The following is a 14,764-nucleotide window of genomic DNA, read 5'->3' as shown; positions in this document are numbered from 1 at the left end:
GCGTATCCCCCGGTACCCGGACACACAATGGAAGAGAATGAACCCATGGCCACTCTCCTGCCCCGCGAACCTGCCGTCGTCGCACCTGGTGCCGTGCACGTTCCGGACTGGCTGGACCTGGAACGCCAGCGGGAACTCATCGCGGCGTGCCGGGAGTGGGCCGCCGGACCGGTGCCGATGCGGCACACGCGGATGCCGAACGGATCCCGGATGTCGGTGCAGACCGTCTGCCTGGGCTGGCACTGGGTCCCCTACCGCTACAGCCGGACAGCTGACGACGTCGGCGGCGGGCAGGTTGCCCGGTTCCCTTCGTGGTTGGCGGAGCTGGGGCGAGACGCCGTCGAAGCTGCTTACGGTGTCCCAGATGAAAGCTATGAACCCGACGCAGCGCTGATCAACTTCTACGACGCCTCAGCGAAAATGGGCATGCACCAGGACAAGGAAGAGAAGTCCCTCGCGCCGGTGGTGTCCCTGAGCATCGGGGACAGTTGCCTCTTCCGCTTCGGAAATACCGAGAACCGCAACAGGCCGTGGACCGACGTTCGGCTGGAGTCGGGCGACCTGTTCGTCTTCGGAGGCGAATCGCGGCTGGCCTACCACGGGGTGATGAAGACATATCCGGGAACAGCCGATCCCGCGTTGGGCCTGGAGGGACGGCTCAACATCACGCTGCGGGTGACGGGTCTCTCCTGACGGCCACCGAATCATCCCAAAGTGGCAGGATCGTGGAAACTATCCGGCGATCGTGCCACCGAACGGCAATTCTGCGCCGGGTCGAGGGCGTCAGACCAGAAGCCCTCGCAGGTATAAAGCCTGCCCCGCATGCTGGGCGCAATCCTCGATGACGCTCACCAGCCGCACCCGGAGGGTGACCGGCGGATCCCACGACGGGTCGATGATCCGGTCAAGGTCGGTCTCGCTGAGGTCCTCGACGAACTCGATACTGCGTGCGTGCACCGCGCGGTGGTACTCAATGAGCAGCTCGGGGGAGTCGACACGGACCTTGTCGACGTCGCTGGTGCTGTGCCCGTAGCCTGTGTCCTCCCGCGGCAGGTCAAGGCCGAACCTCTCGCACCAGCTGTCGCTGAGCCAGAGCTCGTCGCGGCCGGCAGCGTCGGCCAGGTGGTTGTCCTGCACCCGCGTGAGGTGCCAGGTCAGCCAGCTGATGCTGTTGCCTGCGGCGCCGGACCCGTCCGGGAGGCTCGGCCGATAGACGAGCTGACCGGCGTCGAGCCCCTCCACCGCGCGGGAGAGCGCGTCGGGAATACGCCCGAAAGCCTCAACAAGCACGTCACTTCCACTCATGCCACCAGCCTAGTAAGCCGCAGATATGCCGGAAAGGGGCAGGTTCGTGGAACCTGCCCCACGATCCTGCCCCTTTCCGGCAGTTCTGGCCGCTGAGGCCAACTGCAGTTACAGGTACGGCTCCACGAGCGACTCGTACCGGGCTTTGACTGTCGCGAGCACGTCGGTGGCCGGTGAATTCCAGATCTCCTGGTTGAAGATTTCCACCTCGACGGGTCCTGCATAACCGGCTGCGGCAACCCACCGCGTGATCGTCTCGAAGTCGATGTAGCCGTCCCCCATGTACCCGCGGGAGAGCAGCGCGTCGGCCGCAATCGGGAGGTTCCAGTCGCACACCTGGTAGGACGCAATGCGCCCCTCGGCACCGGCACGCTGAATCGAGACCTCAAGTGCCGGATCCCACCAGACGTGGAAGGTGTCGACGACGACGCCTACGGTCTCCGCGGGGAAGGGTGCCGCGAGGTCCAGCGCCTGACCCAGCGTGGAGAGCACCGCACGGTCCGCTGCGTACATCGGGTGCAGGGGCTCCAGCACCAGCCGTACATTGTGCTCCTGCGCCACCGGAACCAGTTCCGAAATCCGGTCAGCAACCCGCTGACGTGCAGCGGCGACATCCTTCGCGCCCGGGGCGGAAGGGTCGACGGCGGGACCACCAATGAGCGTACTGGCTGCGGGCAGACCGCCCACCACCATGATTAGCTCGCGGGTGCCCAGCGTTGCCGCTTCGATGATGGCCTGCGTGTTGTCGGCTAGCGCCGTTGCCTGGCCCTCTTCATCGGCAGCGGTGAGGAAGCCGCCCCTGCACAGGCTCGAGACGGACAGCCCGGCTTCGGAAACGAGCCGCACCGCCTTGTCCAGGCCAACTTCGGCAACGCGGTCGCGCCAGACACCGATGTGCGTCAGCCCTGCGTCGGCGGACAAGGTGACCGCTTCCGCCAGGGTGATGTTCTTGGTAGTCGCGGTGTTCAGCGAGAGACGGCTCATGCGCCCACCCCGTAGCTTGCGAGCAGCCATTCGAAGCGGTGCGCGGCAACCTCCGGATCAGCCAGCAGTCCGGCCTTGTCGGCGAGGCGGAAGGTTTCCGCCAGGTGCAGTGCCGAACGTCCGGAGTGCAGGCCGCCCACCATCTGGAACCCGGGCTGGTGACCGTTGACCCACGACATGAACGCGACGCCGGTCTTGTAGTAGAAGGTCGGCGCGCTGAAGATGTGCTTGCCCAGGTCCCGTGTGGAATCCAGGATTGCGCGCCCGCGGTCCCCGTCACCGGCGTCGTACGCCTGCAGAGCTGCTGATGCGGCGGGGTAGATCGCCGCGAAGATGCCAAGGAGCGCGTCCGAGTAGTGGGTTCCGTCGCCGTGGATGAGCTCCGGGTAGTTGAAGTCGTCACCGGTGTAGAGCCGCACGCTCTCGGGGAGGGTCGCTCGCAGCGCAGTCTCGTGTGCCGCGTCGAGCAGGGACACCTTCACGCCGTCGACCTTCTCCGGCTGTGAGCGGATGAGATCGAGGAAGACGGCGGTGGCGGCGTCGACGTCGTCGTTGCCCCAGTAGCCGCTCAGCGCCGGATCGAACATGGTGCCCAGCCAGTGCAGGATTACGGGTTCCTCGGCCTCGGCCAGCAGGATCCCGTAGACGTACTGGTAGTCGGCGGGGCTCTGTGCCACGGCGGCGAGCGCGCGGGAGGCCATGAGGATGACCTTCGCGCCGGCGTCGGACACAACCTTGATCTGCTCACGGTAGGCCTCGACGACTGCGTCGAGTCCCGCCCTGCCTGCCGGCAGGTTTGCCAGATCCAGTTGGTCGGTGCCGGCGCCGCAGGCAAGGAGGTCCCGGACGGTTTTGCCGCGGGTCGCGTCGGCATTGGAACCGACGACGGCGGCAGCCTCCGCTCCGGAGCGGCGGATCAGTTCCTGCGTGGCCGGCCAGTCCAGGCCCATGCCGCGCTGGGCTGTGTCCATCGCGTCGGCGACACCGAGCCCGTAGGACCACAGCTCCCGGCGGTAGGCGAGCGTGGTGTCCCAGTCGAGGGCGGCCGGCGCGCCGGGGGTGTTGTCCGCCATGACCTCGGGGATCACATGCGCGGCCGCGTAGGCGTGCCGGGCCGTGAGGGGTGCCGTCGGCTTCGCCCACGTGGTGGTGGGGGCGAGCTCGTAGCGCTCAAGCGAGCCAGCCGCAGTGGGTAGGTAGAGCGAAGTCATAGCGTGATCTCCGGGATGTCGAGAGTACGGCGCTCGGCAGATGACTGGAGGCCGAGCTCAGCGAGCTGGACGCCGCGGGCTGCCGACAGGAGACCGAAGCGGTGCTCACGGCCGGCCGAAACGTCGCGCAGGAATTCTTCCCACTGGAGCTTGAAGCCGTTGTCCAGTTCGGCGTTGGCGGGAACTTCCTGCCACTGGTCGCGGAAGGACTCGGTGACGGGCAGGTCCGGGTTCCACACCGGCTTGGGGGTGTGGGCGCGCTGCTGGGCCACGCACTTGTTAAGGCCTGCGACGGCGGAACCGTGGGTGCCGTCGATCTGGAACTCAACGAGCTCGTCGCGGTAGACGCGAACGGCCCAGGAGGAGTTGATCTGCGCGAGCACAGGATCGCCTGCGGGGGTTTCGAGTTCGAAGATGCCGTACGCGGCGTCGTCGGCCGTTGCCTTGTATTCCTTGCCCTGCTCATCCCAGCGGGTGGGGATGTGGGTGACGGTGTTGGCGCTGACGGTCTTGACCTTGCCGATAATGCCCTCGAGCACGTAGTTCCAGTGGCAGAACATATCGGTGGTCATGCCGCCGCCGTCTTCCTTGCGGTAGTTCCACGATGGGCGCTGCGCGGGCTGGTGATCGCCCTCGAAGACCCAGTAACCGAACTCGCCGCGGAGGGAAAGAATGCGTCCGAAGAAGCCCTCATCGACCAGGCGGCGCAGTTTCACGAGGCCGGGCAGGTACAGCTTGTCATGCACAACACCGGCAGTGACGCCGGCTTCCTGGGCGATTTGGGCCAGCTCGACGGCTTCGGCGAGGGTTTCTGCCGTCGGCTTCTCTGTGTAGATGTGCTTGCCGGCGGCCATTGCCTTCTTGAGGGTTGCGGCACGCAGCGAGGTCATCGAGGCGTCGAAGACAACATCGACGGTGGGATCCGCGATGATCCCGTCCAGGTCGGTGGTCCAGTGCTCTACTTTGTGCTGCTGGGCAAGCTCGCGGATTTTCGCTTCGTTGCGTCCTACGAGGATGGGCTCTACCTGAACTTTTGTTCCATCGGCAAGGGTGACGCCACCCTGCTCGCGGATGGGCAGGATGGAGCGCACCAGGTGCTGCCGGTACCCCATCCGGCCGGTGATGCCATTCATCGCGATGCGGATGGTCTTGGTCTCTGTCACGTTTACTCCCGGAGAGTGAAGAATGTTGGTGGAAAGCGCTTTCCAATATAGAGTGGTGATCAGGACCACGTCAACCCCCTTCCTCGCTGAATGTGCAAGATTGTGAGGCTCCGGCCGCGCCGGGAGCCTTCAACTCCGCAGTCAGCCGGGGAGCCCACCTACCAAAGGAGCCCGGTGGCCGCTGTAACACTGTCCGGCGTTGCCCGCCACGCCGGCGTTTCCCTGGCCACGGCATCGCGGGTGCTGAACGGCTCGTCCCGCCGTCCCGCTGAAAATATCGCCGAGCGGGTCCGTGCCTCGGCACTTGAGCTCGGGTATGTCCCCAATGCTCAGGCCCAGGCCCTCGCACGCTCCTCCACAGGTCTGGTCGGCCTGGTTGTCCACGACATCTCCGACCCCTACTTCTCCTCGATCGCGCGCGGCGTCCAGCACGCGGCCCGGAACTACCGCCGCCAGGTCCTGCTCGCCAGCACCGACCCCTCCGAAAGCGCAGAGCACGACGCCGTTGCCGCGTTCGCCTCCCATCGCACCGACGCAATCATCCTGGCCGGCTCCCGGCGAGCACAGGCCGACCCGGACCTGGAACAGGAGCTCGCCCGGTACCAGCAGAACGGTGGCCGGGTCGTGACTATCGGGGGTATGCCCGGCTCCGGCTTGACCGTACCGGTCGGAAACTCTGACGGTGCCGCCGCCCTGGTTAGGGAACTCGTTTCACTCGGCGTCACCCGGTTCGCCATCCTCGCCGGCCCCAGCGAGCTGAACACAGCACGCGACCGCGTCGCCGGATTCACCGCTGCACTCAATGAAGCAGGGCTGGATCCTGCCGCCGTCGTCGGCAGTTCCTTCGGCCGAGAGGGCGGTTTCGAAGCCGCGCAGCGCTGCTGGGAGGAACTGGACGGCGAGCGTGGGGTCTGCCTGCTGGCGGTCAACGACGTCATGGCCATCGGCGCCATCGCCGGGTTGCGCGCCCTCGGCGTTGCAGTGCCCGCAGACGCCCTTGTCTCCGGCTTCGACGACATCCCCACGCTGCGCGATTACTTTCCCTCACTCACCACGGTCCACCTGCCACTCGAGCAGTTGGGCGAAGAGGCAGCGAACCTCGCCCTGAACCCCGACCAGGCGCCGCCGGCCCCGGTCATGGGCGAAGTAATCATCCGTGAATCGGCAGGAGCAGGATCAGCGTCATGAGAATTTTGATTGCACCGGACAAGTTCAAGGGCACCCTGACGGGCGCGGAGGCTGCCGAGGCGATGGCCGCAGGAACTCGTCGGGTGATGCCGGATGCCGACATCACTGTGCAACCCATCGCGGACGGCGGCGAAGGGACGCTTGAGGCCGTGCTGGCATCCGGCGGTGTCCGGCACGAGACAAGCGTCCGCGGACCGCTTGAGGACACCGTTACGGCCCCGTGGGCGCTCATGGGTTCCACTGCGGTGATCGAAACGGCTCGCGCCAGCGGGCTGGAATTCGTGACGCCAACCCCGGAAGCGGCGGGCACGGCCCACTGCTACGGGAGCGGCGAACTGCTGGCAGCCGCGCTGGACGCCGGCGCTACGGAAATTGTGCTCGGCGTAGGCGGATCAGCCATGACCGATGGCGGATCCGGCGCGCTGCGTGCCCTCGGCGCGAAGATTCTTGACCACGACGGCGCCGAACTGCCCCTGGGCGGGCTGGCCCTGTCCCGAGCGGCCTCCCTCGATCTTTCCGGCCTTGATCCCCGCCTTCAGACTGCTCAACTGCGCATCGCCGTCGATGTGCAGAACCCGCTGTACGGGCCCGACGGCGCTGCCCACATTTTTGGCGCGCAGAAAGGAGCGGACGCAGACCTCCGCGCGACGCTCGACGCCGCCCTCGCCCACTGGGCACAGCTCCTGGAGGACACCACGGGGGTTGATGTCCAGCAGCCCGGCACCGGTGCCGCGGGCGGTTTCCCCTCCGCTTTCCTCGCCTGTGCCAACGCTTCGCTGGAGCCCGGTTTCGACTTGGTTGCAGGACTCACCGGACTGGACGGGAAGTTGGCAAAGGCCGACCTGGTGCTCACCGGAGAAGGTTCGCTTGACGCGCAATCCCAGTTTGGGAAGGCACCGCTGGGCCTGGCGGATCGCGCCAGGGACCTGGGTCTCCCGGTCCTGGCGGTGGCCGGCCGCATCACGCTGTCGGAGGCCGATCTGGCCGCCCACGGGGTGATGCGGGCGCGGAGCCTGGCTGATACCGCGCCCTCGGTGACAGCTGCGATGAACGACGCCGGGCGCTATGCAGCCGACGCGTCCGAATGGGTCCTCAAGGCCCTCCTCTCGAACTCCTCAGGGTTGACAGGTACCTTTCCCGGGTAGCACGGTTGATTCCAGACCAATCATAAGTAAGCTGATGATTAGTTGGATAAACGGTTTCGACAGGGAAGGTGAAAGCGCATGCCCGATCTTTCAGCCTGGTCGACAGGCCGGCTCCTTACAACAGCGGCGCGGCTAGTTGAGCAATCTTGGAATCAGCGTCTCGCGGAGCTGGATGTCACCCACGCCGGGTTTACGGCTCTGGCCGTATTGGCAGCCTATGGTCCGCTTCGGCAGGCCCAGCTCGCCGAATTAGTGCATGTGCAGGCGCAGACCATTGGGAAGACACTCAATCGCCTTGAGGCCAGGGGACACATCGAACGCACGCGGGGTGATGACGACCGGCGTAGTCAGACGGTTCGGATCACGGAGAAGGGCCTCGCGACACTCGAGAAGGGCCGCGACATTGAGCGCACGCTGGTTTCGGACGAGGCGCTACTGTCTCCCGAGTTACGGGCACATCTCCGTGCTGCGATAGAGGAACTTGCCGAACCGCAACGCCAGGTCCGCGGCAGGAGCGGACTCCACGCAGTGGAAGACCAGTAGCCGGGCCTAGAACCCGGCTTCTTTATAGAAGCCCTCAATATGGCTGGCAACGATGCTGGCGGCGAGCGCGCCGTCGTCGTTCCTGATTGCGTCGTGGATCCCGCGGTGCTCCGCCCGAAGGCGAGCTGACGTGGCGGCCCAGTCGGGAAGGGTGCGCGTAAGCCGCAGGGTGTAGCCCTCGATCGATTCCCTGAGCGAGGACATCATCGCGCCGACCAGTACATTGCCGGCCGCCTCGGCGAGCGCCACATGGAAAAGCGCGTCGAGACGCAGGAATTCCTTCTCATCGGGCGCTGAGGCATCCATCGCAATGAGCAGCGCTGCAGCCTCATCCATGGCGGGTGCGGCAGGATCGGCATGCGCGGCGGCCCACGTCTCGAGCAGCAGCCGCGTCTGCACGATGTCCTCGATCGGCAGGTGTGACGTCGCCATGTGCAGGCGGAGGGCGGCTCCCAGCGCGGCCGCCGGATTGGCAGTAATAACGGTGCCTGCACCTGGCCCGGAACCGACGCCCGCGCGAACGATACCCATGGCTTCCAGTACACGGATACCTTCCCGGGCCGAAGCGCGCGAGATGCCCAGTTGCTCCGCCACCGTTCGTTCGCCGGGCAGCCGATCGCCGACTGCCAGCCGTCCGGCCGCGAGCTGGTCCTCCAGCCAGGACTGAACAAGTTGATGGGTACGCATGCTGCAAGTTTAGCTTGCGTGGTCAGACCACATGACGCTACTGTGGTCGGACCACATCTCGACGCGAAGGTTTCCCATGTCCTACACGCCCGAAGCGCTCAAGCGCCGGATCCCCAAAGTTGCTGACCTGGTCCCCTTGATGCAGTTCAAGAAGCCGGAGTTCAGCCAAAGCGCCCGGTTGGGCCGCGCCAATACCATCGGTGATCTTCGGGCGATCGCAAAGCGACGGACACCCACAGCACCGTTCGATTACACCGATGGCGCCGCGGAGGCGGAGATTACGCTGCGGCGTGCGCGGGAGGCGTTTCTCGACATCGAATTCCGGCCCGGCATTCTGCGAAATGTCGAGAAGGTCGACACGTCAGTGACGGTTCTGGGCAAGGAATCTGCCCTCCCGTTCGGCATTGCGCCCACCGGCTTCACCCGCATGATGCAGTCCGAAGGTGAATACGCCGGTTCCCAGGCTGCGGAAGCCGCCGGAATCCCCTACACGCTTTCCACCATGGGAACGGCGTCGATCGAGGACGTCGCCAAGGCAGCACCTGCAGGGCGTAACTGGTTCCAGCTGTACCTCTGGACGGACCGCGAGCGCTCAATGGAGCTGATCGAGCGGGCTGCCGCGGCCGGCAATGACACACTGATGGTCACCGTGGACACCGCTGTGGCCGGCGCCCGCCTCCGCGACGTCCGAAACGGTATGACCATCCCGCCGGCCCTGACGCTTAAAACGGTCATCGATGCTTCCTACCGACCGGCCTGGTGGTTCAACTTCCTGACACATGAGCCGTTGGCCTTCGCCTCGCTCAACCGCTACTCGGGTACCGTTGCTGATCTCATCAACTCCATGTTTGACCCAACGCTGACCTTCGACGACCTGGACTGGTTGCGCCAGGTCTGGAAGGGCAACCTTGTTGTGAAGGGCATCCAGACTCTCGAAGACGCCAGGAAGGTGGTGGATCACGGTGCAGACGGCATCGTGCTCTCCAACCACGGGGGGCGCCAGCTCGACCGTGCGCCAATACCCCTCCGGCTTCTTCCTGACGTTGCCGCCGAGCTGAAGGGCAAGACGTCGATCATGCTGGACACCGGCATTATGAGCGGCGGCGACATTGTTGCGGCCCTCGCCCTCGGTGCTGACTTCACGCTGATCGGCCGCGCGTACCTGTATGGCCTCATGGCCGGAGGCCGAGCAGGCGTGGACCGGACTGTCGCGATTCTTGAGAAGGAAATCACGCGCACTATGCAGTTGCTCGGAGCTACCCGGGTGGAGGACCTTACCCCCGATCACGTTCGTTTTCTGTAGTTTTTGTCGCCTGGCTGCGACCGCATTCAATCAAAACGCGAGCCAGGCGACAAAAGCTTTCCCGGGGCTTATTATCATGGGAGGAACTCGCGGGGCGCGGGATCCGCGAGACCTGGGGGTCACAATAAAATGAAGCGGCGGCGGGTGCATTATCCGTTGAAATATCGGCGTGCCCGAACAGTGATATATGTCGTCGCGCTGTTCTGGCTATGGACCTGGCTCGGCAGCGCAGCGTTCATCGCCAGCCTGTTCCACTCCCCCATCCACGCGATCATCGCGATGTACGGACTCTTCACCTTCGTACTGCTCTCCCTTCCCGTTTTTCTGCTGGCGCTTGCCCAAATGGCGCTGAACCGCCCGGTTGTCAGGGCGGAGGCCACCGTCATCGTTCATCTGGATGCGCTCTCGGTCACCCCTCCCGAGTCGGAGCGCGCTGCACGCAGCGCCTCCTGATTCGCTCCGCCCGTTTATGCACATAATTACGTCGGGCAATTACAAATTCCTCCTGAATTCAGCTTTTCATTCCTCCTGCGTTGAACCTGCGGGAAAACTGAGCTTCTTTGCGTAATCCTTTGTAAATTCCCAGCGATTTACCGGCGATTGATAAACCTATACTTGGGGCGGGGCTTTCAAGCGCCGCTGATTGCGAGCGGCCAGTTGTCGCTGTCGGGGAAGACTGCGACGTGGGCCCCGACCCACTCGTACCACCAAGGACTCTCATGCCTTCACTTCAGCGTTTCACTGCTGCCCTCTCCGGCGTCCTACTGCTGGCGGGCAGCCTCTCTGTCGGGGTATACCCGGCGTCGGCGCAGACCATTCAGCCGTCTCCTACGGCAACCCACGCACCGGAGCAGAACCTGGAAACCCAGGTTGCACCGGCCGAGACAGCGCCGGCTGAGACGGAGCCGGCCGAGATCCACGAACTTTTCCCGGGCGGCATACCGTCCTATCCCGACCATACCTACGAGGGCTCGACCCCTGGTTCCACACCCCATGATGGCCATTCCCACGCGGAAACCGAGGGTGCTGCCACATCACCCCTCGGGGCGGGTGGAACCCTTTCGCGCGCCGGCGACATCAAGGTGCGGCTTGTGACGCTGGATCTGGCGGACAGCACCGCCACTGTTCCGTTTACAACAGCCGAAAACGCCATCGGCGTATCGAGCACCTACTGGAAGAGCATGTCCAACGGGCGGCTTTCGATGTCGGTAGCGTCGAGAGTCGTAAACCACAAGACGGCTGCCAAGTCCACTGATTCCTACGACCAGATCATGAACAAGGTCACTGCAGAGCTGAAGTGGACCTACAGCCCGTACACCGCACTGGTGGTCTTCACCCCCACAGCATTGAAGGAGGGTTATCTGGGCTACGGCTGGAGCAGCAGCGGCACCAGCGGCCGCATCCTGATGCCTCACACCTCGCAGTTGAGCAACTTCACCACGAACGTACTCACCCACGAGTTCGGCCACGTACTGGGTCTCATGCACGCTGATTCACTGCAGTGCACTTCCGGCCAGCCGGATACCGCTACCTTCGGCTCAGGGTGCGAAATCCGGCACTACGGTGATACGTCGGACCTGATGGGCATCTCCCGATGGTTCGATACCCCCGTCATCAGCTCGAGTTTCTGGGACTACGGCGGTTTCGGCCGCGGGGACGAGATTCTCAACGTCGGAATTGCGTCCGGCAGCAAGACCTACACTCTTCGACCATGGGCCGGCTCCAATGCCTACCGGGCAGTGAAGTTTACGGATCCGAAGAGCGGCGAAATCTACTACCTCGAGCTTCGCGTTCCCGTCGGTTTCGACAAGAACCTTGCAATCAACGGCAACCGGGGAGTGAAGATCGTACAGAGCGGCGGTCTTACGCCGGCGTCGTCCGTCCTCCTGATGCCCTCGAGCAAGCCGTACGCCGGCTACTATGCGGAAAACACCGCCTGGCAGGCCGGCAGCGTCTTCATGACCCACGCCGGCACCGCCGTCCGGATAAACACCGTCTCCGACACGGCCGCCTCCATCACGATCGACACGAATCCGTTTCCCGCGACGACCACCCCAGCCGCTAAGTCCGGCGGGCGCACGGACATGAACCGGGACGGGAACCCGGACATCGTCGCACGTGACTCAGACGGTCGGCTCTGGTTGTACCCGAGCACGGCCACGGGAACCTTCGGGCAGAGAGTGCAGATCGGTTCCGGGTGGGGCGGCATGAACATGATCCTCCTCCCCGGTGACTTCAACGGGGACGGTATCTCCGACGTCGTGGCCCGAGACAGCCTGGGCCGCCTCTGGCTCTATGCGGGCACCGGAACCGGTGGCGTCAAGTCAGGAGTGCAGATCGGAAGCGGCTGGGGAGGCATGACGGCTCTGGTGACACCCGGTGACTTCAACGGTGATGGCTTCCCGGACCTCCTTGCCCGCTCCAGCAACGGGGTGCTGTACCTCTACCCCGGGAACGGGAAGGGCGGTTGGGGCGCCAGTACTCAGATCGGATGGGGCTGGGCTGGAATGACCGCACTGCTAAGCACAGGAGATTTCAACGGAGACGGGAAGTCGGACCTGATCGCCCGGGACTCAAACGGTGGGCTGCACCTCTACCCCGGAAACGGAAAGGGGAACTTCCTGGCCAAGTCGCAGATCGGCTCGGGCTGGAGCGGGATGACAGCATTCGCCGGCCCGGGACCATGGGGCGCGGATTCCAACTCCGACCTGATCGCACGCAGCAGCAACGGTGACCTGTATCTCTACACCGGTAACGGGACAGGACGCTTTAGCGGTTCGCAAAAGATCGGCAGGGGCTGGCAGGACATGTACATAGCGGAGTAACCCACGGGTTTACGAGAGAAGGTCGCCGTTATCGCTTTCCAGCGGTATCGGCGGCCTTTTCGCTTTTTCCCTACTCCTGAACGTCGGGCAGGTCCGGCTCGGTGCGGAAGTTGATGAGCTTATGAGTTCCGTCACAGTACGGCTTGATAGCCGAGGCACCGCACCGGCATAGCGCGACGGTCTTACGACGGCGGGGCACCGGCTCGCCCGACGGAGTCACAATGGGGACGTCGCCCCTCACCAGCAAAGGCCCATCAGGGCAGGCGACGATACTGATGTCGTCGTTCCCGGGTGATGCGGATGGTGAACTCATGATGTCTCCCTCGTTGCGAGCTACGACCCTAGCCGTCTATCGATCAGAATACTAAGCTGGCTGTCCACGCAGGGTCCGGCGAGCTTCCCGGTCGAAGGAGAGTTTTCGTTGCGGTCTTGTGGTCATATGCTAAGCATGCTTATTGTGTAGATGCGATGACTTACTTCCCAGGAGTCCTCCACATCAATAAAGGAGTCATTATGAGCACAACGAACTGGTCAGAAGACCCGCTGGTCACCTCAACGCCGGGCGCACAGGACCCCTCAACCTCGGGACAGTCCACTAAGTCTGCTGCGAAGGATGAAGCCAAGGATGTAGGGCGGCAGGGCGCAGACGCAGCCAAGGGCGTCGCACAGACCGCGGGGGCAGAAGCAAAGAACGTGGCAAACGAAGCCGGCACGCAGGCCAAGAATCTGGTCGGCGAGTTGGGTTCGGGCCTGAAGAGCCAGGCCGGCAGCCAGCAACAGCGCGTCACCGAAGGCCTGCGTTCCCTCACCGACGAACTCAAGTCCATGGCTGACAAGTCCGAGGGCGGCACCGCTCAGCAGCTCGTGCAGCAGGTGGCGCAGCGCACCGACAGCGCCGCTTCCTGGCTTGAGGGCCGGGATCCGGGATCCCTACTGGATGAAGTCACCGGCTTCGCCCGCCGCCGTCCGGGAGCGTTCCTGCTGATCGCCGCAGGTGCCGGCCTCCTGGCTGGACGCCTTACCCGCGGAATGACGGGCGGTTCGGGCTCCAGCGGCGCGCCTTCGTCCGGCGGACCCGCCGGCTCAGCAACGGGCGGACAGCACGTGGCTACCTACCCGCCGGTCCCCGATGAGTACGGAACGGACCTGCCGGCCTACGGCGCGGGCATTGACACTCCGCCGGTAGCGCCGCCAACTACGACGCCGACCGTCACCCCCACCACTCCGCTCACGCAGCCTGGAGTAAGCGGGACTGAATCAGGGAGGGACTTCCGATAATGACTGAACAACACCTCCACGGATCGCACGCGGCGCAACCGCCACCGTCCAGCTCCACCAGTGGCTCCGCTTCGGATGCATCCCTCGGGGAGCTGCTCGGCGAGGTCACTCGTGACCTGTCGACGCTGATGCGCCAGGAACTTGAGCTTGCGAAAGCCGAGTTGCGCGAGTCTGGAACCCGCGCGGGCAAGGGTGCTGGAATGTTCGGCGGCGCCGCCGTCGCCGGGCACTTTGTACTTCTCTTCTTGTCTCTCGCCCTCATGTGGGGCCTGGCAGAGCTTGTGGGCCTCGGTTGGGCCTCAGTGATCGTTGCAGTGATCTGGGGAATTATCGCCGCGGTCCTCGCCCTGAAGGGCAAGAAAGAAATGAAATCGATCAAGGGCATGCCGCAGACCGCTGAGACAGCCAAGGAAATTCCGCCTACGTTGAAACCAGGAGAGCACACGCCATGAACCAGACACCTGATGAAATCCGCGCGGACATTGAACGCACCCGCAGCGAGCTCGGCGCCGATGTAGATGCTGTTGCCGACAAGGTAAGCCCGTCGAACATCGCGCAGCGACAGACCGACAAGGTTAAAAACAAGCTTGGCAACGTCAAGGACACCGTGATGGGCACGGCCCAGGACGCCAAGAACAGCGTGATGGGAACGGCCCAGGACGCCAAGGAAAATGTGGTCGGCTCCGCCCATGACGCTTCCCATTCGGCCAAGGGCAAAGCCCATTCCGCTGGGGACCTCATGCACCAGGCCGGCGGGGCCGTTCAGTCAGCGCCGCAGCGCATTACCTCGAAGACGCAGGGAAACCCCCTCGCCGCCGGGCTGATCGCCTTCGGCGCGGGCATGCTTGCAGCATCGCTCATTCCCGCAACCGAGAAGGAGAAGGAAGCGGCTCAAACCGTCAAGGAGAAGGCCCAGCCCCTCGTTTCCGAAGTCTCCGACGCAGCCAAGCAGGTCGCTGAGGACATGAAGGAGCCGGCGCAGCAGGCGATGGACTCCGTCAAGGACACCGCCACCGAATCGGTCAACACGGTGAAGGAAGAGGGCACCAGCGCAGCCTCTGACGTCAAGGACCGCGCTCAGGATGCCAAGTCCAACGTTAAGAGCAGCTCAGACAGCTCGAGCACACCGTAA

The 14,764-nt window shown here is 64.4% G+C and carries 16 protein-coding genes; 10 read left to right on the top strand and 6 right to left on the bottom strand.

Going from position 1 to position 14,764, the window contains the following annotated elements; genetic code table 11:
• Nucleotides 1-45 precede the first annotated feature (45 nt).
• Nucleotides 46-693, top strand: coding sequence for an alpha-ketoglutarate-dependent dioxygenase AlkB family protein (locus tag AC5RTB_RS08970; protein WP_494060716.1), 648 nt, complete (start codon nucleotides 46-48; stop codon nucleotides 691-693).
• Nucleotides 694-783: 90 nt separating this feature from the next.
• On the opposite strand, the gene AC5RTB_RS08965 is transcribed toward AC5RTB_RS08970, so the two are convergent.
• The 4 genes from AC5RTB_RS08965 to AC5RTB_RS08950 all read right to left on the bottom strand — a co-directional run bounded on the left by AC5RTB_RS08965 (nucleotide 784) and on the right by AC5RTB_RS08950 (nucleotide 4,633).
• Nucleotides 784-1,305: a mycothiol transferase gene (locus AC5RTB_RS08965; protein ID WP_494060715.1), complete on the bottom strand. Its 522-nt coding sequence runs from the start codon at nucleotides 1,303-1,305 to the stop codon at nucleotides 784-786.
• 108 nt (nucleotides 1,306-1,413) lie between these two features.
• On the bottom strand, nucleotides 1,414-2,289 hold the full coding sequence (locus tag AC5RTB_RS08960; RefSeq protein ID WP_494060714.1) for a sugar phosphate isomerase/epimerase family protein: 876 nt from the start codon (nucleotides 2,287-2,289) through the stop codon (nucleotides 1,414-1,416).
• Nucleotides 2,286-3,500 carry a dihydrodipicolinate synthase family protein gene (locus tag AC5RTB_RS08955; protein WP_494060713.1) on the bottom strand — a complete coding sequence of 405 codons (1,215 nt, stop codon included), beginning with the start codon at nucleotides 3,498-3,500 and terminating at the stop codon, nucleotides 2,286-2,288. The genes AC5RTB_RS08960 and AC5RTB_RS08955 overlap by 4 nt, the downstream gene beginning before the upstream one ends.
• Nucleotides 3,497-4,633: a Gfo/Idh/MocA family protein gene (locus AC5RTB_RS08950; protein ID WP_494060852.1), complete on the bottom strand. Its 1,137-nt coding sequence runs from the start codon at nucleotides 4,631-4,633 to the stop codon at nucleotides 3,497-3,499. Before AC5RTB_RS08950 ends, AC5RTB_RS08955 begins: the two co-directional genes overlap by 4 nt.
• 204 nt (nucleotides 4,634-4,837) lie before the next feature.
• Here AC5RTB_RS08950 and AC5RTB_RS08945 point away from each other — a divergent pair, with 204 nt between their 5' ends.
• The 3 genes from AC5RTB_RS08945 (at nucleotide 4,838) to AC5RTB_RS08935 (ending at nucleotide 7,539) form a co-directional block, all read left to right on the top strand.
• Nucleotides 4,838-5,851: a LacI family DNA-binding transcriptional regulator gene (locus AC5RTB_RS08945; RefSeq protein WP_494060712.1), complete on the top strand. Its 1,014-nt coding sequence runs from the start codon at nucleotides 4,838-4,840 to the stop codon at nucleotides 5,849-5,851.
• Nucleotides 5,848-6,996 carry a glycerate kinase gene (locus AC5RTB_RS08940; RefSeq protein ID WP_494060711.1) on the top strand — a complete coding sequence of 383 codons (1,149 nt, stop codon included), beginning with the start codon at nucleotides 5,848-5,850 and terminating at the stop codon, nucleotides 6,994-6,996. The genes AC5RTB_RS08945 and AC5RTB_RS08940 overlap by 4 nt, the downstream gene beginning before the upstream one ends.
• 78 nt (nucleotides 6,997-7,074) lie before the next feature.
• Nucleotides 7,075-7,539: a MarR family winged helix-turn-helix transcriptional regulator gene (locus AC5RTB_RS08935; protein WP_494060710.1), complete on the top strand. Its 465-nt coding sequence runs from the start codon at nucleotides 7,075-7,077 to the stop codon at nucleotides 7,537-7,539.
• 6 nt (nucleotides 7,540-7,545) lie between these two features.
• Here AC5RTB_RS08935 and AC5RTB_RS08930 read toward each other — a convergent pair whose 3' ends face one another.
• A complete protein-coding gene (locus tag AC5RTB_RS08930; RefSeq protein ID WP_494060709.1) occupies nucleotides 7,546-8,226 on the bottom strand; it encodes a FadR/GntR family transcriptional regulator in 681 nt (226 codons plus the stop codon).
• A gap of 76 nt (nucleotides 8,227-8,302) precedes the next feature.
• Between AC5RTB_RS08930 and AC5RTB_RS08925 the strand changes: the two genes are divergently transcribed.
• The 3 genes from AC5RTB_RS08925 to AC5RTB_RS08915 all read left to right on the top strand — a co-directional run bounded on the left by AC5RTB_RS08925 (nucleotide 8,303) and on the right by AC5RTB_RS08915 (nucleotide 12,354).
• Nucleotides 8,303-9,529: an alpha-hydroxy acid oxidase gene (locus AC5RTB_RS08925; RefSeq protein ID WP_494060708.1), complete on the top strand. Its 1,227-nt coding sequence runs from the start codon at nucleotides 8,303-8,305 to the stop codon at nucleotides 9,527-9,529.
• 180 nt (nucleotides 9,530-9,709) lie between these two features.
• The gene (locus tag AC5RTB_RS08920; protein WP_494060707.1) at nucleotides 9,710-9,982 is read left to right on the top strand and encodes a hypothetical protein; all 273 of its coding nucleotides are present in this window, start codon (nucleotides 9,710-9,712) and stop codon (nucleotides 9,980-9,982) included.
• A 266-nt stretch (nucleotides 9,983-10,248) separates the two neighbouring features.
• Nucleotides 10,249-12,354, top strand: coding sequence for an FG-GAP-like repeat-containing protein (locus AC5RTB_RS08915; protein ID WP_494060706.1), 2,106 nt, complete (start codon nucleotides 10,249-10,251; stop codon nucleotides 12,352-12,354).
• Between the two features lie 70 nt (nucleotides 12,355-12,424).
• Here the strand turns inward: AC5RTB_RS08915 and AC5RTB_RS08910 are convergent, their stop codons facing one another.
• The gene (locus tag AC5RTB_RS08910) at nucleotides 12,425-12,667 is read right to left on the bottom strand and encodes a CDGSH iron-sulfur domain-containing protein (protein ID WP_494060705.1); all 243 of its coding nucleotides are present in this window, start codon (nucleotides 12,665-12,667) and stop codon (nucleotides 12,425-12,427) included.
• 200 nt (nucleotides 12,668-12,867) lie between these two features.
• On the opposite strand from AC5RTB_RS08910, the gene AC5RTB_RS08905 reads away from it, so the two are divergent.
• The 3 genes from AC5RTB_RS08905 to AC5RTB_RS08895 are packed head-to-tail and all read left to right on the top strand — an operon-like array spanning nucleotide 12,868 to nucleotide 14,764.
• Nucleotides 12,868-13,632 carry a hypothetical protein gene (locus tag AC5RTB_RS08905; protein WP_494060704.1) on the top strand — a complete coding sequence of 255 codons (765 nt, stop codon included), beginning with the start codon at nucleotides 12,868-12,870 and terminating at the stop codon, nucleotides 13,630-13,632.
• Complete coding sequence (locus AC5RTB_RS08900; protein WP_494060703.1) at nucleotides 13,632-14,084, top strand: phage holin family protein; 453 nt, start codon at nucleotides 13,632-13,634, stop codon at nucleotides 14,082-14,084. Before AC5RTB_RS08905 ends, AC5RTB_RS08900 begins: the two co-directional genes overlap by 1 nt.
• The gene (locus tag AC5RTB_RS08895; protein ID WP_494060702.1) at nucleotides 14,081-14,764 is read left to right on the top strand and encodes a DUF3618 domain-containing protein; all 684 of its coding nucleotides are present in this window, start codon (nucleotides 14,081-14,083) and stop codon (nucleotides 14,762-14,764) included. Before AC5RTB_RS08900 ends, AC5RTB_RS08895 begins: the two co-directional genes overlap by 4 nt.

The sequence above is a fragment of the Arthrobacter sp. M71 S08 genome (genome assembly GCF_059089725.1).
Note: the sequence above shows the minus strand (reverse complement) of the source record. Positions and strands in the feature narration are given on the sequence as shown.